The sequence below is a fragment of the Parvibaculum sp. genome, from assembly GCF_039680535.1.
Lineage (GTDB): Bacteria > Pseudomonadota > Alphaproteobacteria > Parvibaculales > Parvibaculaceae > Parvibaculum.
On the sequence record NZ_JBDKSS010000013.1, the window covers coordinates 443,980 to 464,096 of the forward strand.

General features: G+C 63.7%; 21 protein-coding genes. 13 read left to right on the top strand and 8 right to left on the bottom strand.

Features of this window, described 5'->3' with window-relative positions; genetic code table 11:
• Positions 1–6: 6 nt before the first annotated feature.
• Entirely contained in the window at positions 7–1,242 is a 1,236-nt protein-coding gene (locus ABFC66_RS09105) for an acyl-CoA dehydrogenase family protein (protein WP_346740634.1), read from the bottom strand.
• Positions 1,243–1,412: 170 nt separating this feature from the next.
• On the opposite strand from ABFC66_RS09105, the gene ABFC66_RS09110 reads away from it, so the two are divergent.
• Together ABFC66_RS09110 and ABFC66_RS09115 are read left to right on the top strand one after the other, a co-directional pair.
• Positions 1,413–2,768: an MFS transporter gene (locus ABFC66_RS09110; protein WP_346740635.1), complete on the top strand. Its 1,356-nt coding sequence runs from the start codon at positions 1,413–1,415 to the stop codon at positions 2,766–2,768.
• Between the two features lie 102 nt (positions 2,769–2,870).
• Positions 2,871–3,374: a PAS domain-containing protein gene (locus ABFC66_RS09115; protein ID WP_346740636.1), complete on the top strand. Its 504-nt coding sequence runs from the start codon at positions 2,871–2,873 to the stop codon at positions 3,372–3,374.
• A gap of 18 nt (positions 3,375–3,392) precedes the next feature.
• Here ABFC66_RS09115 and ABFC66_RS09120 read toward each other — a convergent pair whose 3' ends face one another.
• Entirely contained in the window at positions 3,393–4,391 is a 999-nt protein-coding gene (locus tag ABFC66_RS09120) for an alpha/beta hydrolase (RefSeq protein WP_346740637.1), read from the bottom strand.
• A 279-nt stretch (positions 4,392–4,670) separates the two neighbouring features.
• On the opposite strand from ABFC66_RS09120, the gene ykgO reads away from it, so the two are divergent.
• The 5 genes from ykgO to ABFC66_RS09145 all read left to right on the top strand — a co-directional run bounded on the left by ykgO (position 4,671) and on the right by ABFC66_RS09145 (position 8,234).
• A complete protein-coding gene (gene ykgO / locus ABFC66_RS09125; protein WP_152215558.1) occupies positions 4,671–4,796 on the top strand; it encodes a type B 50S ribosomal protein L36 in 126 nt (41 codons plus the stop codon).
• Positions 4,797–4,892: 96 nt separating this feature from the next.
• A complete protein-coding gene (locus tag ABFC66_RS09130; RefSeq protein ID WP_346740638.1) occupies positions 4,893–5,513 on the top strand; it encodes an HAD family phosphatase in 621 nt (206 codons plus the stop codon).
• Positions 5,514–5,556: 43 nt separating this feature from the next.
• Positions 5,557–6,612, top strand: coding sequence for a saccharopine dehydrogenase NADP-binding domain-containing protein (locus tag ABFC66_RS09135; RefSeq protein WP_346740639.1), 1,056 nt, complete (start codon positions 5,557–5,559; stop codon positions 6,610–6,612).
• A 28-nt stretch (positions 6,613–6,640) separates the two neighbouring features.
• Positions 6,641–7,234 carry a tetratricopeptide repeat protein gene (locus ABFC66_RS09140; protein ID WP_346740640.1) on the top strand — a complete coding sequence of 198 codons (594 nt, stop codon included), beginning with the start codon at positions 6,641–6,643 and terminating at the stop codon, positions 7,232–7,234.
• 4 nt (positions 7,235–7,238) lie between these two features.
• A complete protein-coding gene (locus tag ABFC66_RS09145; RefSeq protein WP_346740641.1) occupies positions 7,239–8,234 on the top strand; it encodes an alpha/beta hydrolase in 996 nt (331 codons plus the stop codon).
• Between the two features lie 7 nt (positions 8,235–8,241).
• Here the strand turns inward: ABFC66_RS09145 and pyk are convergent, their stop codons facing one another.
• Positions 8,242–9,678, bottom strand: a complete 1,437-nt coding sequence (pyk, locus tag ABFC66_RS09150) for a pyruvate kinase (protein WP_346740642.1) — start codon at positions 9,676–9,678, stop codon at positions 8,242–8,244.
• A 13-nt stretch (positions 9,679–9,691) separates the two neighbouring features.
• On the bottom strand, positions 9,692–11,017 hold the full coding sequence (locus ABFC66_RS09155; protein WP_346740643.1) for a glycerate kinase: 1,326 nt from the start codon (positions 11,015–11,017) through the stop codon (positions 9,692–9,694).
• Positions 11,018–11,051: 34 nt separating this feature from the next.
• Between ABFC66_RS09155 and ABFC66_RS09160 the strand changes: the two genes are divergently transcribed.
• The 3 genes from ABFC66_RS09160 to ABFC66_RS09170 all read left to right on the top strand — a co-directional run bounded on the left by ABFC66_RS09160 (position 11,052) and on the right by ABFC66_RS09170 (position 12,575).
• The gene (locus ABFC66_RS09160) at positions 11,052–11,885 is read left to right on the top strand and encodes an N-formylglutamate amidohydrolase (RefSeq protein ID WP_346740644.1); all 834 of its coding nucleotides are present in this window, start codon (positions 11,052–11,054) and stop codon (positions 11,883–11,885) included.
• A 16-nt stretch (positions 11,886–11,901) separates the two neighbouring features.
• Positions 11,902–12,204, top strand: coding sequence for a DUF1244 domain-containing protein (locus tag ABFC66_RS09165; protein WP_346740645.1), 303 nt, complete (start codon positions 11,902–11,904; stop codon positions 12,202–12,204).
• 104 nt (positions 12,205–12,308) lie between these two features.
• A complete protein-coding gene (locus tag ABFC66_RS09170) occupies positions 12,309–12,575 on the top strand; it encodes a DUF2312 domain-containing protein (RefSeq protein WP_346740646.1) in 267 nt (88 codons plus the stop codon).
• 249 nt (positions 12,576–12,824) lie between these two features.
• On the opposite strand, the gene ABFC66_RS09175 is transcribed toward ABFC66_RS09170, so the two are convergent.
• Together ABFC66_RS09175 and ABFC66_RS09180 are read right to left on the bottom strand one after the other, a co-directional pair.
• Positions 12,825–13,871 (bottom strand): histidine kinase dimerization/phosphoacceptor domain -containing protein, encoded by a 1,047-nt coding sequence (locus ABFC66_RS09175; RefSeq protein WP_346740647.1) that lies wholly within the window; start codon positions 13,869–13,871, stop codon positions 12,825–12,827.
• Positions 13,872–13,978: 107 nt separating this feature from the next.
• Positions 13,979–14,170, bottom strand: coding sequence for a NepR family anti-sigma factor (locus ABFC66_RS09180; RefSeq protein ID WP_346740648.1), 192 nt, complete (start codon positions 14,168–14,170; stop codon positions 13,979–13,981).
• A 150-nt stretch (positions 14,171–14,320) separates the two neighbouring features.
• Here ABFC66_RS09180 and ABFC66_RS09185 point away from each other — a divergent pair, with 150 nt between their 5' ends.
• The 3 genes from ABFC66_RS09185 (at position 14,321) to ABFC66_RS09195 (ending at position 16,611) form a co-directional block, all read left to right on the top strand.
• On the top strand, positions 14,321–15,109 hold the full coding sequence (locus ABFC66_RS09185; protein WP_346740649.1) for a response regulator: 789 nt from the start codon (positions 14,321–14,323) through the stop codon (positions 15,107–15,109).
• 267 nt (positions 15,110–15,376) lie between these two features.
• Complete coding sequence (locus ABFC66_RS09190) at positions 15,377–15,985, top strand: sigma-70 family RNA polymerase sigma factor (RefSeq protein ID WP_346740650.1); 609 nt, start codon at positions 15,377–15,379, stop codon at positions 15,983–15,985.
• A gap of 101 nt (positions 15,986–16,086) precedes the next feature.
• Entirely contained in the window at positions 16,087–16,611 is a 525-nt protein-coding gene (locus tag ABFC66_RS09195; RefSeq protein WP_346740651.1) for a hypothetical protein, read from the top strand.
• On the opposite strand, the gene ABFC66_RS09200 is transcribed toward ABFC66_RS09195, so the two are convergent.
• Positions 16,583–18,238, bottom strand: a complete 1,656-nt coding sequence (locus tag ABFC66_RS09200) for a beta-(1-6) glucans synthase (protein ID WP_346740652.1) — start codon at positions 18,236–18,238, stop codon at positions 16,583–16,585. The two genes, ABFC66_RS09195 and ABFC66_RS09200, sit on opposite strands and share 29 nt — an antisense overlap.
• A gap of 185 nt (positions 18,239–18,423) precedes the next feature.
• Positions 18,424–19,944, bottom strand: coding sequence for a sigma-54 dependent transcriptional regulator (locus ABFC66_RS09205; RefSeq protein ID WP_346740653.1), 1,521 nt, complete (start codon positions 19,942–19,944; stop codon positions 18,424–18,426).
• Positions 19,945–20,117: the final 173 nt, after the last annotated feature.

Consider the following 20,117-nt stretch of genomic DNA (forward strand, 5'->3'; position numbering starts at 1 on the left):
ACTGCCTCAAAGTCCGAGTACGGCTTTCGCCATGATGTTGCGCTGGATTTCATTCGTGCCCGCATAGATCGAGCCCGCGCGGTCGTTCAGATATTTCGATGTGACGGGCCAGCTATGTTGTGGGCCGACAGGCGTTGCGTTGCCCTTGGGCGGCGTGAAGCCCGGCACGGGGCCGCCGGGATGCGTCGCATGGGGCTGATAGGGCAGGGCGTAATGCGCAATGGCCTCGAGCGCGAGTTCGGTGAGATGCTGGGACAGTTCCGTGCCGCGCGTCTTGAGCAGCGAGGATTCCGGTCCCGGCGCGCCGCCCTGCGAAAGCGCCGACATGATGCGGTGCTCGGTGAATTCGAGCGCGGTGATCTCGACCTCCGCACTTGCGAGCCTCGCGGCGAAATCCGCCTGGTCGATGAGGCGAAGCCCATCCGATCCGCGTTCCTCCGCCGCCATCGCGCGGATGCGCTTCAGCCGCGCATGAAGACCGGGCGCGTAGGCATGGCCGCCGCGCTCGAACTCCATCAGATATTTCGCCACTGTCCAGCCCTGGCCGACCTTGCCGACGACATTGGCCTTGGGAACCTTCACGTCGGTGAAGAAGACCTGGTTCTGGATGTGCTCGCCCGACAGCATGATGAGCGGCTCCACCTTCACGCCGGGCGTGTCCATGTCGATCAGCAGGAAGGTGATGCCGCGCTGGGGAATGTCTTCTTTCGAGGTGCGGACGAGGTTGAAGATGCGGTTGGCGTAATTCGCATGGGTGGTCCAGATCTTCGAGCCGTTGCAAAGGAAATAGTCGCCCATGTCGACGGCGCTCATCTGCAGGCTGGCGAGATCGGAGCCTGATCCGGGTTCCGAATAGCCCTGACACCAGAAATCCTCGCCCGAAAGGATGCGCGGCAGGTAATAGGCCTTCTGCTCCGGCGAGCCGTGGCCGATCAGCACCGGTCCGCACATGCCGACGCCCATGGGCGAAAGGGGCGGCGCACCTGCGGTCGCGAATTCGCTGGCGAAGATGTAGTGCTGCATGACGGTCCAGTCGCAGCCGCCATATTCGACCGGCCAGGCGGGGGCCACCCAGCCCTTTTCATAAAGCGCTCCATGCCAGCGCATGGTCGTGTCGTAATCGGCATAGACGCTGGTCATCAGCTTGCCTGTCTCGCGCAGGTCGGGCGTCAGCTTTTCGTCGAGAAAGCGGCGTACTTCGTCGCGGAATGCGGAATCCCGCGCGCTGAGTGACAGTTCCATAAGTCCCCTCCCCGGGTATCGGATGTCTTTTGCCGGAGGTTAGGGCAGCCGGGCCGGATGACAAGCGGCGATCGGCTGTCGGCGCACACAAAAAGTTGAATGCCCCATTGGCGCGGCTCGGCAATTCACGTAAATGAGGCGGATATTCCAAAGGCCCGGCAGAGGCCCCCATGACGACAGAGGAAACAGCCGCGAAGGCGGAGCCGATCCCCGCCAGTTCGGCAATCACCTATTCCGACGGCAGCGTCTCCACGCCCGCGGAGCGAAAGCGCGCCTTTCAGATACTCTTCCTTTGCCAGCTTGCAGGCGGCATGGGGCAGACGCTCGTCTATGCCGTCATGCCGCCCATCGCCCGCAGGCTCGGCATGAGCGAGTTCGAGACGACGATGATCTATTCGCTGTCATCGTTCCTCTGGATCGTGACCAGCCCCTTCTGGGGACGGCGCAGCGACGTTGTTGGCCGCAAGCCGATCATGATGGTCGGATTGCTGGCCTTCGCCATCTCCACGACGATTTTCGCAACTCTTGTGCTCGTCGGTCTGCAAGGCTGGATACAGGTCGGTGTGCTCTTTCCGATGCTGCTGGTGGCGCGTTCGATCTTCGGCGGTCTGGGCTCGGGCAACGGCTCGGCGGCGCAGGCCTATGTCGCCGACCGCACCACGCGGTCGGAGCGCGCCTCGGGCGTTGCGTCGCTTGGCGCGGCTTTCGGTATCGGCACGGCGATCGGGCCGGGCGTTGCCGCGGCCTTTGCCGTCATCCATGTCGTCGCGCCCTTCTACGCCGTGGCCCTGCTCGGATATGTCAGCGCGGCGCTCATCTGGTTCTATCTGCCGGAGCGCATGCGGCCTTCGAACCGCGTTTCAGAGAGACAGGAACGCAAGGCAGGCCTGAAGTGGTATGACCGGCGGGCGCTGCCCTGGGTTGCGATCAGCATTACCCTGAGCTTTGCGCAATCCATCGTGATGCAGCTCTGCGCCTTCTATTTCATCGACATGCTGCATCTGAAGCTCGACGACGCGACGCAGATGGTCAGCGTCGGCCTCATGGCCATGGCCATTGCCGCGCTCTTCGCGCAGATCGGCCTTATCCAGCGCTTCAACCTTTCGGTTCAGTGGCTGCTGCGCTGGGGCGCCATCATCACGATATTCTCGTTCCTCGGCCTGATCGCAGGTTTCTCATACGGCATTCTCGTGACCGCGCTGACCCTGTCGGGTCTGGGCTTCGGCCTGCTGCGCCCCGGCCTTCAGGCGGGGGCCTCGCTCTCCGTGTCGCATCGCGACCAGGGCGCCATGGCGGGCTTCATCGCAGGCACCTCCGCCACGGGCATGATCCTCACGCCCTTCATCTTCCTGAACTCGTTCATCGGCTTCAATGTCTATGAGCGCATGCCTCAGGCACCCTTCATCGTTGGTGCACTGCTCGTCCTCGGCATTCTCGTCTTTGCCCTGTTTCACCCGCTCATGCGGGGCTTGCAGCAATCGGCCGACGATTATGAGGATGAAGAGGAGGGGATCGGTCTGCAGTAATGGGCGTGCAAATCGCCACACGCGCCAAGGGGCCATTCGCCTGCTATCATTTATCGATATTGAAGAGCAATTAAGTGAGTCGATGTGGCGTTTGACGAGTTATTGAGCCGAATTTCGGATGCCGCGCTGCGGGATGTTGCGATCCACTGGAACGAAGCGCGCGGTGCACGCCGGATGCCGGGGTGGTCCGACATCAGTCCGCGGGCTCTCGCACGACATTTGCCGCTGATCTGGTCCTGGAAATATGACCCGGCGACGGATGTTTTCGTCGGGCGGCTCGCCGGCGAGGAAATCATCCAGGCCTTTGGCGAGAACCTGCGGGGCAAGACCGCCGAGGAGTTCTTCAGGAATCGCGGTGGCGAGGCCCTGATCTCCCGTCATCGGCGCGTCGTCACCGAGCCTGCCTTCTATCATGGTCAAGGCGCCGTCTTTTCCCATGCGCGCCGTATCGTCATGGGTGAACGGATCATCCTTCCGCTCGCGGAGGATGGAGAGCATGGCGACGGCATTGTCGGTGCAACCATCTACCGCTTCACGCATAACGACGAGGGGGGCGACACCAGCGAAGACTACGCCGCCGAAAAGGGCGAGTTCATCCCCCTTTGATCGGGCTTTGCGGTTTCGTCAGCGTTTGATCGGGCCGAGCGACCCTTGCGCTTCCCACAGCGCCATCATGGCGGCGACGCCGCCCGCAAAGGCGTGGGGCTGGTCGAGCATGATGTGGTGCTGCGCGCCCGGAATGGCAAAGACCGGCCGTTCCGGCGCGAGTTCGCGCAGGAAGGCGACGCTCTCCGGATCGTAATCCCTGCCTTCGAGGCCGAACATCGTCGCGGAGGGGCAGGCGAGGTTCTTGTAGATATCCGCGTGATCGTCGCCCATGCGCAGACCGTTGAACATTTCGGCGTCGAACTTCCACGTCCAGCCGGCCTCGGTCGAGGAGCGGCGTCCGGGATTCTCGCCGATCTTCACCTCGCGAAGGCTCAGGCCGCCGATGTAATCGACGATGAAGCCATTGGCGCAGGGTTGAAGCGGTGCGAGGCGGAAGCGCGCCTTCGCGGTCTCGAAATCGGGATAGATGCGCGTCGGCCTGCGGAGCGGATCGTTGAGGAACCATTCGCGCACCGGCGAACGCACGGTGAAATCGGCGAGAATGAGGCCGCCGAGCTTGTCGCTGTAATGCTTGCCGGCAATCAGGGTGACGAAGCCGCCGAAGGAATGGCCGACCACGACGGGCTTCGGCCCGAGCCCGGCATTGAGCGCCACCTGGCCGATCTCATGCGCGAAGCTCTCGCGCGAATAGCTCGTGCGCCAGTCGCTGTCGCCCATGCCGCCCAGATCCATGGCGGCGACGTTGTAGCGATCGGTCAGCAGCGGCGCGATGAAGGAGAACCATTCGGCGTGAGCGCCGTTGCCGTGCACGAAGAGAATGCCGGGCCGGTTCGGATCGTCATTGCCCCAGCGCAGGTAGTGGATGCTCGCGCCGTCGACGGTCAGCCTGCGGCTTTCGCGGGGCGCGGCCAGCGCTTCGCGGAACCAGAGGGGCTGGTGACGGATGACGTCTTCATCCGGGATGGACCGGACAGCTGGGTCCGTCAGATAGGTGTTGGGCTTTTCGAACGCCATGGGAACCGGATGTGCTTGGCGGACGCCAAAGTGACGCCCGCGCCATTTTCGAGTTGGGCCATGGTCTAGCCCGATTTTCCCGCGAGGAAAAGCGGCGGAATGGGGCCGTTTCCGGGGGCAGGCCCATGGGCGCCGAAAGACCCCAGCTTCCAGTTGACAGGCAAGGGTCTGCCCCTTAGGTTCCGCGCCAATCCAAGGGCGCTCCGGGGGACCGGAGGCGGGGCCATTATTGGCCGATCGCACTGCCCCCATCCGAGACAAAGCGCCCGAAGGTTTATCATGAAGATCCGTAACTCGTTGAGATCGCTGCGTAATCGCCACCGCGACAACCGCCTGGTCCGTCGCAAGGGCCGCATCTACATCATCAATAAGACGAATCCCCGCTACAAGGCCCGCCAGGGCTAATCGGGGATCGGCGCATGGGCCCGAAGGGCTTGGCGTTGAACAGAATCGAGTAAAGGCCGTGCCCTGGGGCGCGGCCTTTTCGTTTTCGGGGGGCATATGAGTGGCATCGACACCGTGGTCTTCGACATCGGCAATGTGCTGATCGAATGGGACCCGCGCCATCTCTATCGGAAGATTTTTGCCAGCGAGGCGGAGGTCGAGCATTTCCTCGCAAATGTCTGCACGCTCGACTGGCATCTGGCGCATGACTACGGCGTTTCCTTCGAGGAGAACGCTGCGCGGCTGAAGGCGCAGCATCCGGAGCAGGCCCATCTCATCGACATGTGGGGGAATCGCTATCACGAGATGATCCCCGGCCGTGTGCCGGGCACCGCCGATCTCCTTCATGCGCTTGGCGATGGCGGTATCGCTCTCCACGGCCTCACCAACATGCCGACGGCCACCTTCGCCTATCTCCGCGAAGCCTATCCGGAGCTGAAGCGCTTCCGGACGACCGTCGTATCGGGCGCCGAAGGGGTGGTTAAGCCCGATCCGCGCATCTTCGAGATTCTGATCGAACGTGCCGGCCTTGCGCCGGATCGGACGCTTTTCATCGACGATTCCCATCGCAATGTGGAGGCGGCCGCGTCGCTCGGCTTTCACGCGCATCGTTTCGAACACGCGGACGCCCTTCGCGGCGACCTTGCCGCTCGCGGATTGGTCGACGGGGCGCAATAAGGCGCTATAGTCGAAGCGAATCGAAGCAGGGAGGCGGCGAGCTATGACGGCCCGATTCATGATCTATGGCGCGACCGGCTACACGGGAAAGCTCATCGCGCGTACCGCCAAGGCGCTTGGCATGAGGCCGGTGCTCGCGGGACGCAATGAGGCGCGGCTCAAGTCTGTCGCGGGCCAGCACGGCTTCGAATATCAGGCTATCGCACTCGACGACACGGCGGCGCTGACCGCGGCGCTGGCGCAGGTCGATGCGGTGCTCCACATCGCCGGGCCTTTTTCGCATACGTCGAAGCCCATGCTCGATGCATGCATCAGGACCAGGACGCATTATCTCGACATCACCGGCGAGATCGATGTGTTCGAAGCCTGCGCGGCGCGCGATGCGGAAGCGCGCGAGGCGGGCATCATGGTTCTTCCGGGCGTCGGCTTCGACGTCGTGCCGAGCGATTGTCTTGCCGCGCATATGAAGACGCGCATGCCGGATGCGGTTGAACTGACGCTGGCGATTGCGGGCCTCGGCCACATGTCGCGCGGGACGGCGAAGACCGGTGTCGAGAGCGTCGGCCTTGGCACGCGGGTTCGCCGCGATGGCGAGATCGTCGTGGTGCCGAAGCCTCCGCGCCGCGACTTCGATTTTGGCCAAGGCTCGAAACACGGCATCGCGATCGGTTGGGGCGACGTCTCGACCGCCTATCACTCGACCGGCATTCCGAACATCACCGTCTATTTCGAGGCGAGCCCTCAACTTGAGCAGATGGCCAATCTGGGCGGCTTCAAGCGCTGGCTTGCCAGTCGCGCCTTCATGCAGAAGCGGCTCAAGGCGCAGATCGACGCGCAGCCCGAAGGTCCGACCGATGCAGAGCGTCGGGCAGGCTATGCCGTGCTTCTCGGCGAGGCGGTGAATGCGGCAGGCGATCGCGTCGTCTCCAGGCTCAAGACTCCCGAGGGCTATACGCTCACCGCAATGACGAGCCTCGAAACCGTGCGCCGCGTGCTTGGCGGCCAGTTCCAGCCGGGCTTCCAGACGCCGTCGCGTGCCTATGGCTCCGGCTATATTGCGGAGTTCGAGGGCTGTACCCTGCAGGACCTGAACAGCTGAGCGGTTGCGCCGAATGAGCCGGTTTTTCATGACGGCCGCTCTTCTTTCGCAGTTCGCGCTGTGCGGAGCGGCATCTGCCGCCGGCTTGCCGCTTGAGCCGGCGCCTGCGCCGCAGGCGGAGGAACAGGGGGCGCCCGATCGGGAGGCGGCACTCAATTCCCTTTTCGACAAGCTCGCCCATGCGAAGAGCGCCGGCGACGCCCGCGCGCTTGAAAGCGCGATCTTCAGCATCTGGATGGAGTCCGGCAGTCCAAGTGTCGATGTTCTGATGAGCAGAGGCGTGGATGCCCTCAAGTCAGGTGAGTTCGACCGCGCGCTTTTCTATTTCAACGAGGTCACCACGCTCGCGCCCGGCTACGTGGAAGGTTGGGACAAGCGGGCCTCGGTCTATATCCTGAAAGACGATTATGCCGCCGCGCTGAAGGACATAGAGCGCCTGCTGAAGATCGAACCGCGCCACTTCGGCGCCATGGGCGCGCTTGCCGTCATTCTCGAGGATCTCGGCGACAAGAAAGGCGCGCTCGATCTCTATCGCCGCGCGCTGAAGATCAACCCGTGGCTGCAGGGAGCATCCGACGCGGAGAAGGCACTCGCTCTCGATGTCGAGGGCAGGGGAATCTAGGCCAATGATCCTCCTCGAAATTCTCGTCGGTCTCGTCCTGGCGCTGGGGCTTTACACGGCCCTCTACTCGGCTCGGATCGAGCGAGCCTATCCGCCGAGCGGCGGCTTTGTGGAGGTCGACGGGGCGCTCATCCATTATGTCGAAGCGGCGCCCGCGGACCATCAAGGCGCGCCTATCGTTCTGGTGCATGGCGCAAGCGGCAATGCGGGCGACATGGTCGCAAGCCTGATGCCCGAGCTTTCCAGGCGCCATCGTGTCGTCGCCTTCGACAGGCCCGGGCATGGCTGGAGCGAGAGGCCGTCGAACGGCGATGTCAGCGATCCCTCCGTACAGGCGCGGATTCTTCACGAAGCGGCGGCGAAGATCGGGCTCGAAAAGCCGGTGCTTCTCGGCCATAGCTGGGGCGGTGCGGTGGCGACCGCATGGGCGCTCGATTTTCCGGACGACCTTTCGGGCCTGCTCGTGCTTTCCGGTGCGACCCATCCATGGGAGGGCGAGGTCGCCTGGTATCACCGCATCGTGACCACGCCCGTCATAGGCTCGATCTTTCTGGGCCTGCTGGCGCTTCCCGGCGGCTTGCTGCTGGCAAGAGCGAGCGTCGCGGGTGTCTTTGCGCCCGATACCGCGCCGGAGGGTTATGCGGAACGCATCGGCCTCCCTCTGCTCTTTCGTCCACGGCACTTTCGCGCGAACAGCACGGATTCGAGCCGCCTGCGCGAACATCTGGTGACGCAGAGTCAGCACTATCAGGACATCCGTGTGCCGACGATCATCATCACGGGAAATCGCGACAAGGTGGTCTGGGCGAAGCTCCATTCCTATGCGCTGCACGGCCAGATTGCCGGTTCGGAACTCATCAAGCTTGTCGGCGTCGGCCATATGCCGCATTACGTCCGTGCCGACGTGGTGATCGACGCGCTGGAACGCCTCGCTCGCCGCGAGAGCCCGAGGGCGGGAACGCATGTCGTGGAGCCCGAAGCGCCGGCCGCGCTCTTCTGAGCCCTGCCTATTCCGCCGAGCCGCCCTTCCGTCCGACATAGGCGACACGCAGCATGTTCGTTGCGCCCGGCGTTCCGAGCGGCAACCCGGCCGTGACGATGATGCGCTGGCCGGGCTGGGCATAGCCTTCGCGGAAGGCGATGCGGCAGGCGCGTTCGGCGACGTCGTCGAGGTCCTTCGCATCGTCCGTGAGGACGCAATGAAGGCCCCATACGAGGGCGAGGCGCCGCGCCGTGGCGACGATGGGCGTCAGCACGACGATCGGGAAGAGCGGCCGCTCGCGTGCGGCGCGAAGTCCGGTCGAGCCTGAATTCGTCCAGCAGACGATGGCGGCCGCCTTCAGCGTATCGGCAACGGTATGCGCGGCGGCGCTGATCGCGTCGGCGCCCGTCGCTTCGGGCTCATTGCGCTGGGCGTAGATGATGCCGGGATAGGTGGGGTCGGATTCGATCGACTCCGCGACCTTGTTCATGGTGCGCACGGCTTCGACCGGATATTGGCCTGCGGCCGACTCCGCCGAAAGCATGACCGCGTCGGCGCCTTCGAAGACGGCGGTGGCGACGTCGGAGACTTCGGCGCGCGTCGGCACCGGAGACGAGATCATGGATTCTAGCATCTGCGTCGCGACGACGACGGGCTTGCCCGCGCGGCGCGAGGCCCGGATGATTCGCTTCTGCCAGCCGGGCACCTGCTCCAGCGGAAGTTCGACGCCGAGGTCGCCACGCGCGACCATGATGGCGTCGGAAATGTCGATGATCTCGTCGAGATGGACGAGCGCTTGCGGCTTCTCGATCTTGGCGAGAACGGCTGCGCGGCCCCGTGCGATCTTGCGGGCCTCGGCCATGTCTTCCGGCCGCTGGATGAAGGAGAGCGCCACCCAGTCGACGCCGAGGTTGAGAGCGGCCTCGAAGTCCGAGAGATCCTTCTCCGTCAGCGCCTTCACCGGCAGCACCGCCTCGGGCACGTTGACGCCCTTGCGGTTGGAAAGGCGCCCGCCGACCACGACTTCCGTTTCCGCGAAGTCGGGGCCCGCCTTGGTGACGCGAAGGCGGATCTTGCCATCATCGAGCAGCAGGCTCTGGCCTGCGGTGACCGCGGCGAAGATTTCGGGATGCGGCAGCGGCGCGCGCAGCTTCGTGCCCGGCGTCTTGTCGAGATCGAGGCGAAAGCTGTCGCCCGCGGCGAGCATCACGCCGCCGCCCTCGATCTCGCCGACGCGGAGCTTGGGGCCTTGCAGATCGGCGAGGATGCCGATGGGCCGTTCGACCTCGGCTTCGACTTCGCGGATGAGGCCATGAACCTTGCGGAGATTCTCGTGATTGAGGTGGCTCATGTTGAGCCGGAAGACATCCGCGCCCGCGTCGAAAAGCGCGCGGATCATTTCCCTGGAGCTGGATGCGGGCCCGAGGGTCGCGATGATCTTGACGTTGCGCCGGCGTATCACTGGACGGCTCTCCTTATGCTGGCTTGCCTTCCACCAGAATGGCGCGGAAGTCGTTGACGTTGGTGTAACTCGGGCCTGTGACGACAAGATCGCCGAGCGCGGCGAAAAATCCACCTGAATTGTGGCATTTGAGCGACGAGGCGGCATCGATTCCGAGCGCGGAGGCGCGACCGAGTGTCGTGGGCGTGATGATCGCCCCCGCGGGGTCGTTGGCTGCGCTGCCGCCGTCTATGCCATCGGTGTCGCCGGCTATCGCCGAAATGCCCGGAGCGGCACGCAGGGCCAGGGCGAGGGCCAGCGCATATTCCTGATTGCGTCCGCCGCGACCGCCCTCGGCGCCTCTTTCAAAAGTTACCGTCGTCTCGCCGCCGGAAAGGATCGCGACGCGCCGGCCCGCTGCTTTCGCGTCGAGCGCGAGTCTTGCGTGTTCGGCGGCGATGTCCCGCGCCTCGCCTTCCACGCGATCACCGAGATTGACGATCTCGTAGCCTGAAGCCGCCGCGAGCTTCGCGGCAGCGCCGAGCGCTTGGGCGCCGCTGGCAACGAGCTCATAGGAGCTTCCTGCGAAAGCGGGATCGCCAGGCTTGGGGCTCTCTCCGCCCTGAACCAACGCAAGGCGCACACGCTCAGGCAGGTCGATGGCATATCGCTCGAGAATGGCGAGAGCCATCTCACGCGTCGTCGGATCGGGAACGGTCGGGCCCGATGCGATCACACTCGCATCGTCGCCCGCGACGTCGGATATGGCCAGCGTGACCATGCGGGCCGGGTGGATTGCCGCGGCGAGACGCCCGCCCTTGATACGCGAAAGATGCTTGCGGACGCAGTTGATCTCCGCGATGGGCGCGCCGGAAACGAGAAGGGCGCGGGTGAGCGCCTGCTTGTCGGCGAGCGTGACGCCGATGAGGGGCAGCGTTGCGAGCGCCGAGCCGCCACCTGACAACAGCACGAGCGCGAGATCGTCGGGGTCGAGCGTTGCGGCCAGCGCGAGCAGCCGCTCGCTGGCGGCGATCCCGGCTGCGTCCGGCACGGGATGGCTCGCCTCGATGACCTCCACATGAGCGGTCGGCCGCGCGTGCCCGTAACGGGTGAGGGCAATGCCCTCGATGCGGGCTTCAGGGGCAGAGCTGGCGTAATGCGCTTCGGCGGCGGCCGACATGGAGGCGGCGGCCTTCCCGATGGCGAAAATGACGAGACGGCCTTTGGGCGCGGCCGGAAGGTGCGCGGCCAGGCAATGTTCGGGCAAGGCCGAGCGCATGGCCTCCTGGAAGAGTTCCATGAGGCGGCGGCGCTGGTCTGCTTCATTGCCCGGTGCGAGGCTGGGTGTGAGGGAAGTCATTCTCTGCATTTCGTCTGTTGAGTATAGTGCGGGGATGCAGTCTCAGACACGCGACGGGACATCATCCCAAGGCGACCTCCTTCCTTTCGAGCTTATCAATCCTGAAGGCGATTCGGGATTTCTCGTCCTTTGCGACCATGCCTCGAATGCGCTTCCTCAGGGCTATGGCACGCTGGGATTGCCGTTGGAGGAGTTCGGGCGGCACATCGCCTACGATATTGGTGCGGCGAACGTCTCGCGTGCCTTGTCGGCGGCGCTGGATTGTCCGGCGGTGCTGGCGCGTTTTTCACGCCTTCTCGTCGACCTTAATCGCGGGCCCGACGATCCGACGCTGGTGATGAAACTCTCCGACGGCGCCATCGTGCCGGGAAACCGGGACGTCGATCCGTTTCAGAACCGCGCCGAGTTCGAGCACAGGCTCGCGCAATTCTACCGCCCCTATCACTCCGCTATCGAGGCGATGCTTGCGCGGGCGGGCGATAGAGCGCCTGCCATCATCTCGATCCACAGTTTCACGCCTCATTGGCGCGGAAGGGCCCGGCCTTGGCATGCGGGCATCCTCTGGGACAAGGATGACAGGCTTCCCGCCGAGCTTCTGCGTCTGATGAGGCTGGAACCGGGCCTTTGCATTGGCGACAATGAACCCTATTCAGGCAGGCTCAAGGGCGACTGCCTCTACCGCCACGCGACGGCGCGGGGCCTGCCGCATGTGCTGATCGAAATCCGGCAGGACCTCATCACCGACGAAGCCGGTCAACGTGAATGGGCGGCGCGGATCGCGCAGTGGTTGCGCGAAGCCGAGGCGCTGCCGGGCCTGCGGCAGGTGCGGCATTATGGTTCGCATGCCGATGCAGCCGGCAACAGATAGAACAAGGAGACACCACATGGACAAGACCACGCAAACCGAGATCGAAGCGGCCGCCTTTCGTCGTCTCGTCGATCATCTGCGGACGCGGACCGACGTGCAGAACATCGATCTGATGATCCATGGCGGATTCTGCCGCAATTGCCTCGCGGATTGGCTGCGCGAAGCGGCCGAAGCGAAAGGCATCCAGATGTCGAAGGACGATGCGCGCATGTCGATTTATGGAATGCCTTTCCCGGAGTGGAAGGGAAAATATCAGGCCGAAGCAACGCCAGAGCAGCTTGCGGCCTTCGAAGCGGCGCAGAAGAAGAGCCATGGCTGAGGCGATATCCACAGCTTTCTGGGGTGCCGAACTTGCCGCCGTGCCGGGGCGTCGGTACTGTCCACACTCTTCACCATTGCAGAATTGAACTGGAGCGACGCGTCATGGCGGATGGCAATACCCCTGTGAATTCCGGTGGCGTCGCGCATGACCAGTTGCGCTCGATCATCGAGCGCATCGAGCGCCTCGAAGAAGAGAAAGCGGCGACCGCCGCCGACATCAAGGAAGTCTACGCGGAAGCGAAGGCCAACGGCTTCGACACCAAGACGCTGCGCCAGGTGGTCCGCATCCGCAAACAGGACAAGGCCGAGCGGCAGGAGCAGGAAGCGATCCTCGAGGTCTATCTGCACGCGCTCGGGATGGTCGAATAAGGAAAACCGTGAGTTCTGCGCCGGGGGACTGAAAAGCCCGCCTCGAAAGAGGCGGGCTTTTTTCTTAGGCGTTCGTTGTGTCTCTGACGGAAAGGGGAGTGGACCCCAACCTGGCACGGGGGGGCACGGGGGGACGATAGATGCCGGGTCGGGGTCCGTCGGCTCCGCGACGCCGATGGGCAGCCTGGAGCCAATCTCACATAAGGAAAAACGCGGCCCTTGAGGCCGGGTTCCATCCCTCTTGAAAAATTATCGGCCCGCCATGTCCAGATTGGGAACCGAGACGGAGATCCGGTTGCGGTCGGGAGAGATCGTGTAGCGCCCACCCAGTTGACGCACCAGCCCATCGATCAGGCCGTGGCTGCCGCCGGTATCTGACGGCTCTGGCAGGAGAGGCCGCGTCGTTTCGACCGTAAGGACCGCGCCGGAGCCGCTCCCGCGAAGTGCGATGCGGACGTCCGTTGCGGTCGGCGATCCCTCGCGAGGGAAGGCGATTTCGCCGATGATCTCTGTAATGAGGAATGCAAGCGGCACGGCGAGGTTCGCCGACGCAATGAGCTTGTCCGCGGTGACGAAGATCGATGCTGGCATTCGGGCATTGCGCAGGCTTTGCTCCATCGAGGCGCATAAGTCATTGAGCAGCAGATCGAGTTTGACGGAGTTGAGATCGTCGCCCTGATAAATTGCACCATGAACCAGGCCGAGAGCCGTCACGCGGCGTTGAACCTCGTCAAAGATGGTGCTCTCGGCCGATGTTTCCGCCTTGCGGCTTTGCAGGTTCATCAGGCTGTTCACGATCTGCAGATTGTTGTGTACGCGATGATGCACTTCGCGCGTCAGGGCCTTTTGTCGCGCGACCGCTTTCAGCAGCGCCGCGTCGCGCGCGGCGAGCGCATCCGCCATGCGGTTGAAGCTTTCTGCCAGCAGGCGGATTTCTTCCGGCAATTCCGCTATGTGGCGGATACGCGCCCGCTCGTCGCCTTCCGAAAAGGCAATGATCCCGCGTCTTATCCGACGCAGCGGTCGCGTGACCAAACGCCCGGCACCCCATCCTGCGGCCAGCGCCGCAGCGAGCCACATAACGAGCGCCAGGACTGCGTTGCCGAAAAGCAGTTCGCTGATCTCGACCGATTGAGGTTGCTGTCCGCGCTGATGGAGGTGGCCGAGCCAGATGTCTGCAAGGGCAAGCCCGACGAGGGGGAGCAGCGCAAGGCAGAGAATGAAGATGAGGCGGGCCCTGAGCGACTTGATCCGGCGCGTCAGCCAAAGGCTCTCGTCGCGCTCCTTGTAGACCATGTCTTCACGCCGAAGCGGACCGGTTGGCGGATGTTGATCGTAAATGTTCAGATCGCCCCGTCCCGGCCTCGGGTGAGGCCTGTTTCAATGCAACGGTCAGGTTTCAGTCAGGGCATGTGGTCGAGTTTGCGCATCAGCTCGGTCAGTTCGTCCGGCACTTTTTCCCGCACGACATCCTGGTAGATGCGGCGCAGGCTTTGCCCCAATGCGTCACGCCTGAGCCCGGCGTCATCCTTGTTCGCCATGAGGCGGGCTTCCAGCTCGGAAGTGCCGATCCATTTCCCCTTGCTTGACGTCATTTCGAAAACTCGATCACCGCTCGCCAGCGTTTGGATGAAGGCCACAAACTTGCTGCGGCGCCGATGAAACTCTTTCGCCGCTCATAGGTTCCTTATTCCGGTCCCGATCTCCACGGAAAAATTTCGGCGAACAAAGAGGGGCGGCACGGTATGTCACTTGGCGGCGAACTGAGTTCGCATATTCCCGATCTCCGCCGCTATGCGCGTGCCCTGACGGGGGATCAGGCACTTGGAGACGCTCTCATTGGCCGAACGCTTCAAACGCTTGTGGATAACCCCGCGTCGTTTCCTCGCCACCTCAATCCGCGAACGGGCCTCTACAAGCTCTTTCACGCTGTCTGGTCGAGGGCTGGCGGAGACGCCACGCCGGAAGCCGCAACGGCGCCTGGAAAAACCGCACAAGAGCGGCTCACACATCTGACCCCGCAATCCCGTCAGGCGCTGCTTCTGACGGCGATGGAGGGATTCGGCAATGCGGATGCGGCCGAAATCATGGGCATCGGCGAAGCGGAGGTCGAACCCCTGCTTGAGATGGCTCTTGCCGATATCGACGAGCAGACGTCCACCGACGTTCTCATCATCGAGGACGAGCCGATCATTTCCATGGATCTCGCGGAAATCGTCCGCGAGCTGGGCCATGGCGTGGTTGGAAACGCGGTTACGCGCGATGAGGCAGTGGAGATGGCGAGGACGCGCCATCCGGGGCTCGTTCTCGCAGATATTCAGCTTGCGGATGGAAGTTCCGGCATAGACGCGGTGAACGACATTCTCGGCTTCGCCTCCGTTCCGGTTGTTTTCGTCACCGCCTTTCCCGAGCGTCTGCTGACCGGCGAACGGCCCGAGCCGACCTTTCTCGTTACGAAGCCCTTTCAGCGCATGGCGCTCCGGGCCGCGATCAGCCAGGCGCTGTTTTTCAACCCGGCGGCAACCGCCGATTGAAGCCTCGCGCCCGGTCGCCCGAGCGCCAAGTAAACTTTCCAAATATTATTTGTTTCTTTGTGAAACAGGTGCAAAACGCAAGTTTTGCAATAGTAAAGGAGCATGGACCTAAGTGATCGAACGTGAAAGACTTGAGGTTCTTGAGTGCCCGCTTTTCCGTTCGTCCGTATTCGAATGAGCATCTGACACGCTCTCTTCAGCCGAACCGAACGGGAAGCTTGTTGCGTCGTATCCGTTCTCCAGAACCGCAGTTCGAACGAGGAGAGCATGGAGAGAGAGGCACCGCGGCAGGATGTGATCCCTCTCGAGGATGGCGAGTTCAAGGTCGAACTCGCCGCCGTGATCCCGCAGTTGCGCGCCTTCGCGCGTGGGCTTTGCGGCAATCGCGACACGGCAGACGATCTCGTGCAGGAGGCCATGCTGCGGGCATGGTCGGCGCGCAAGCGCTTCGAGTCCGGCACCAGCATGCAGGCCTGGACGCACACGATCCTGCGCAACATTTTCCGCTCGCAAATGCGCCGGTCGCGCTTCGTCGGCGAATGGGACGACGCAAGGGCGGAGGAATTGCTCTCCGCGAATGGCGACCAGGAACATCACATGCATTTGTCCGATCTGCAGCGGGCGCTGCTTGCGCTTCCCCCGGCGCAGCGCGAGGCGCTGATCCTGGTCGGCGCTGGCGGCTTCGCCTATGAGGAAGCGGCCGAGATTTGCGGCTGCGCGATCGGGACGGTGAAGAGCCGCGTCGCGCGGGCCCGCGTGGCGGTGGAGCGCATGCTCCTGGACGGGCACCTTTCGCCCCGCAACGCCAAGGCGAACCTCGACCGGACGCCGCTCACCACGATCCTGCGGGAAGTCGATCACCTTTCGAGCGGCTGAGAGCTGCCCGCCCCATCTTCATCCCGGCGCGGCGACCTGCTATAGGCTTGGGTAGCGCAAGCTCTTGCGCCCCCGCGGAGATCACGCCTTTGGAAGGTCCGATGGAAGCCCGATCGAGTGTTGCCGAGCCCGCATGGACGCGTGGCCGTTTGCTGTCATGGCTCTATGGCGGAGCGGGGATTTTCGCCGTCGCGCTGCTGTTGCGTTATGCGCTGATCGAGCCCCATTCGATCGGTCTGGCCTGCGGCGAGGCGGCGGCCCCCTGGTGGTGCACGGCGCGGCAGGGAATTGTCTGGTTTCACATCGCCTATGTGTGGGGAGGCCTTGGCCTCGCGGGCGGTCTCGCGGCCATGACGCGCGAGTGGGCCACGCCGGTTCGGCTTGGCGTTCTGGCTCTCGCGATCGCCGTGGTGGCCGTCTACAACATCTGGCCCAATGCCGGCATTCACGCGATCTGGATCTGGGCCTGCATGACCAGTGTCGCGGCGCTGCTCGTCTTTTTTGCCAGCGAGAGGGTGACGGTCATCTTCGCACTCACCCTGAGCGCCTTCGCCGTCGTCCTCTACAATTCGGACTATGGCGCCGTCGGTCTTGCGCTCACGCTTCTTCGGTTGCCGCGCCTCTGAAAACGGTGGTGCGGATCGAGGCGCGAAGGATGCCGAGCCAGGGCAGCGCGAAGGCGAAATCCAGCGCCGCCCAGGTCATCGCCTGAATGTTCTGCGTGCCTTCATTGAAGGCGGTGACGCAGCCTGTGGCGATGAAGAGCGCGGCGAGCAGCGCCTCTTCACGCCGATCTTCGACCTGCTTCTTGTGATCGCCGCGGTTCAGCGCGAGCAGCGCGAGGCTCACTGCGGCCAGGCTGAAAGCGGCGAGAGGGAAGTCGCGATAACGGGCGTCGAAGCTCAGGCCGAGCGAAATGACCAGCGCCGTGAAGGCTGAAAGGAGCTGCACGAGGCCGAGATAAAGCGGCGCACCGAGTGCGGCGCGATCCGGCGCGCGCAGCCATGCAAGAGTCTGCGCGATGGGTAGCGGCGCGAGGCAGCGCCGTCCACGGATCGCTTCCGGCAATACGAAAAGCACGATGCCGAGCGACTGCGCGAGGATGACAAGCTCGATGAGGCCTTCAAGCACATTGCGCCATGCGAGCCATGAATGCTCGATCTGCAGCAGCAGAAGGGCGCCGGCGACGCCAGCGCCGATGCCGGCCGCAAGACCCGCCAGCGGATCGAGTTCGGCGCCGCCGCGCGCCATCACCAGCAGGATGAGGATCGCGAAGGCGAAGCTCGCGGCCGCTTCAAGCCGCCACTCGGGATGGTTCGAGACCGGGCCCGTCCAGGGGAATTTCTCCTGTCGGTCGGTGGTGTAGATGCCCCAGTGTCCGCCCGCCGTTCCTTCCAGCGCCCGCTTCCAGGGCTGGTCATAGGCTTCGATCAGGTTGTAGTCGAGGCCGGTCGCCTGCGCATAGGCGGCGAGGTCGCGAAGATAGCGCGCCTGCGCGATGATCGACGGAGTGGCCTCGGCGCGTTCGCGTCCGGCGCTGGGGAATCCGGTTTCGCCAATGAAGAGTTCCTTGCCGGGGAACATCGGCCCGACCTCTTCAATGACGCTCTTCAGATAGTTGACGCCTTCCGCCGAAGATGTCGGATCGTTTTCCCAATAGGGCAGGATGTGAATGGTGATGAAATCCACCGTCTGCGCGAGCTTCAGCGGCGCCTTGACCCAGAAGTCCGTCACATCGGCATAGGTGACGGGCAGGCCGGTCGCGGCCTTCACCTCGCTGATATAGGCAACGAGCGCGTCGGGAAGCTGCTCGCCGCGCAGGAGAACCTCATTGCCGACGATGATCGCCTTGATCGTCTTCTTATGGGCGTTGGCGAGCTTGACCGCATCCGCGATCTGCGCCCGGTTGACCTCATCGTCGCGCCCGATCCAGATGCCGAGCAGCACCTTGAGCCCATGTTTCTCCGCAATCGGAACCACCTGGTCGAGGCCCTGATCGACGCTGTAGGTGCGCACGCAATCGGTGACGTGGGCCAACTGCGTCAGGTCCTCGTCGATCCGCTTGGGATCGGCCATGTAGGTCTGATCGAACGGCGTTTCGCTGCCGCGATAGGGCGTGTAGCTGACGCAGTGAACCTTGCCGGACGGGGCGTCGACCATGACGACCGGGGCGCCCAGATATTTCCAGACAAGGAGAACTGCCAGCGCCGCAGCGGCGAGCCCCAGCATGAAAGGGGCGGAGACAAGCTTCATAAAACGAACTCTCGCTGCCGAATGGGCGCTGCCACGGGTGTGGATACCAGAGTCCAATAGCATCGACCTCCGGGGCGATCAATGGCCGGTCCCGGCGGGGGCGCGGTGCCCCTGGGCCCCATGGAAAACGGCGCGGGAGGGGCCCCCGCGCCGTTTCACGATGCAAAGTTGATAGGGCGGCGAGGTCAGCCCTCGCGAACCTCAAGGCCGAGATCGCGGACCTTGCGATAGAGCGTCGAGCGGCCGATGCCGAGACGGCGCGCGACCTCGGTCATGTGGCCCTTATATTTGTCGATCGCGAGGCGGATCATCTCGGCCTCGACATCTTCGAGCTTGCGCATGTTGCCGGCGGCGTCCGTGATGGCGATGCCGTCGGAAAAATTCGAGCGCGCGAATTCGGCGAGTGTCAGCCGGCCATCCGGACGGCTCGGCTGGGCGAACGGTTCAGGACGTTCGGCGACGCGTTCGAATGCGGGCGCGTAATCTGCGACCGGCATCCGCGCGGGTGCAGCCATGTAGCCGTTGACCATGCTCGCGATCTGCGGAAAGTCCGACACCTGAAGCAGCTCGCCGTCGCAAAGCACGATGGCGCGGAAGATGGCATTCTCGACCTGCCTTACATTGCCCGGCCAGTCGAAAGCACAGAGCATGGCGAGCGCATCGCGCGATATGCCCATGACCGGCTTGCCTTCCTCAGCCGCAAGACGGCGGATGAAATGCGCCACGAGATCGGGAATGTCTTCCTTGCGCTCGCGCAGCGCCGGCACATGGATCGGAAAGACGTTGAGGCGATAATAGAGATCTTCGCGGAAGCGGCCTTCCTTCACCATCTGCAGAAGGTCGCGATTGGTTGCCGAGATGAGGCGGATATCGACTTTCACAGGCTTCTTCGAGCCCACGGGATCGACTTCGCCCTGCTGCAGGGCGCGCAGGAGCTTCACCTGCATGTCGAGCGGCAATTCGCCGATTTCGTCGAGGAAGAGCGTGCCGCCCGACGCTTCCTGGAACTTGCCGGCATGCTTGTCGGAGGCGCCGGTGAAGGCGCCCTTCTCGTGGCCGAAGAGAATGCTCTCGACGAGGTTTTCGGGGATCGCGCCGCAATTCACGGTGACGAAGGGCTTGCCCGCCCGGTCGCCCTCGCCCTGAATGGCGCTGGCAATCACTTCCTTGCCGACGCCCGACTCGCCTTCGATGATGATCGGAATGTTCGACTGCGCGGCCCGCTTGCCGAAGCGGATGACCTGATTCATCAGGGCGCTGCGCGCGACGATGTCCGAAAAGGTGAGGCGGCCGCTTTGGCGCTTCTGAAGGCGGGTCAGTTCGCCTGTCAGCGCATTGACCTTGAGCGCGTTGCGCATCGAGACATGAAGTCGCTCGGGGCTCACCGGCTTGATGACGAAGTCCGTCGCGCCCTCGCGCATCACGTTGACGACCGTTTCGATGCCGCCATGCGCTGTCAGCACGATGACGGGCAGGTTCGGCTTCGAGGGATGAACGCGCGACAGCACCTCCATGCCGTCGACGCCCGGCATCACCAGGTCGAGAATGACGAGGGAGATTTCGGCGCCCGATGGCCCGTCGAGATAGGCAAGCGCGGCCTCGCCGCCATCGACGGAAACAGGCCGGTAGCCATCGCGCTTCACCACCTCTTCGAGGATGCGGCGCTGCGCTGGATCGTCGTCCACAATCAGGATGGCCTGGGTCATTTCTAAGGTCGCCTTGAGTTCCGGGTGCCGCGCAGAGCAGCTTTGGCGACCCATAATGGGGCGGATTGGTAAAGGTGCCCTTAATCGTCGCGATATGGGGCGATCGTTGACGGTTTTACTCCTACGTTCGCTCATACCGAGAAGAGAAAGGACCGCCGACGGATCAAACTCCT

What these genes read in the sequence shown, in the direction of transcription:
- ABFC66_RS09105 (WP_346740634.1), bottom strand. Translation starts at nt 1,242, where the DNA reads ATGGAACTGTCACTCAGCGCGCGGGATTCCGCATTCCGCGACGAAGTA.
- ABFC66_RS09110 (WP_346740635.1), top strand. Translation starts at nt 1,413, where the DNA reads ATGACGACAGAGGAAACAGCCGCGAAGGCGGAGCCGATCCCCGCCAGT.
- ABFC66_RS09120 (WP_346740637.1), bottom strand. Translation starts at nt 4,391, where the DNA reads ATGGCGTTCGAAAAGCCCAACACCTATCTGACGGACCCAGCTGTCCGG.
- ykgO (WP_152215558.1), top strand. Translation starts at nt 4,671, where the DNA reads ATGAAGATCCGTAACTCGTTGAGATCGCTGCGTAATCGCCACCGCGAC.
- ABFC66_RS09130 (WP_346740638.1), top strand. Translation starts at nt 4,893, where the DNA reads ATGAGTGGCATCGACACCGTGGTCTTCGACATCGGCAATGTGCTGATC.
- ABFC66_RS09135 (WP_346740639.1), top strand. Translation starts at nt 5,557, where the DNA reads ATGACGGCCCGATTCATGATCTATGGCGCGACCGGCTACACGGGAAAG.
- ABFC66_RS09140 (WP_346740640.1), top strand. Translation starts at nt 6,641, where the DNA reads ATGACGGCCGCTCTTCTTTCGCAGTTCGCGCTGTGCGGAGCGGCATCT.
- ABFC66_RS09145 (WP_346740641.1), top strand. Translation starts at nt 7,239, where the DNA reads ATGATCCTCCTCGAAATTCTCGTCGGTCTCGTCCTGGCGCTGGGGCTT.
- ABFC66_RS09155 (WP_346740643.1), bottom strand. Translation starts at nt 11,017, where the DNA reads ATGACTTCCCTCACACCCAGCCTCGCACCGGGCAATGAAGCAGACCAG.
- ABFC66_RS09160 (WP_346740644.1), top strand. Translation starts at nt 11,052, where the DNA reads ATGCAGTCTCAGACACGCGACGGGACATCATCCCAAGGCGACCTCCTT.
- ABFC66_RS09165 (WP_346740645.1), top strand. Translation starts at nt 11,902, where the DNA reads ATGGACAAGACCACGCAAACCGAGATCGAAGCGGCCGCCTTTCGTCGT.
- ABFC66_RS09170 (WP_346740646.1), top strand. Translation starts at nt 12,309, where the DNA reads ATGGCGGATGGCAATACCCCTGTGAATTCCGGTGGCGTCGCGCATGAC.
- ABFC66_RS09175 (WP_346740647.1), bottom strand. Translation starts at nt 13,871, where the DNA reads ATGGTCTACAAGGAGCGCGACGAGAGCCTTTGGCTGACGCGCCGGATC.
- ABFC66_RS09180 (WP_346740648.1), bottom strand. Translation starts at nt 14,170, where the DNA reads ATGACGTCAAGCAAGGGGAAATGGATCGGCACTTCCGAGCTGGAAGCC.
- ABFC66_RS09185 (WP_346740649.1), top strand. Translation starts at nt 14,321, where the DNA reads ATGTCACTTGGCGGCGAACTGAGTTCGCATATTCCCGATCTCCGCCGC.
- ABFC66_RS09190 (WP_346740650.1), top strand. Translation starts at nt 15,377, where the DNA reads ATGGAGAGAGAGGCACCGCGGCAGGATGTGATCCCTCTCGAGGATGGC.
- ABFC66_RS09195 (WP_346740651.1), top strand. Translation starts at nt 16,087, where the DNA reads ATGGAAGCCCGATCGAGTGTTGCCGAGCCCGCATGGACGCGTGGCCGT.
- ABFC66_RS09200 (WP_346740652.1), bottom strand. Translation starts at nt 18,238, where the DNA reads ATGAAGCTTGTCTCCGCCCCTTTCATGCTGGGGCTCGCCGCTGCGGCG.
- ABFC66_RS09205 (WP_346740653.1), bottom strand. Translation starts at nt 19,944, where the DNA reads ATGACCCAGGCCATCCTGATTGTGGACGACGATCCAGCGCAGCGCCGC.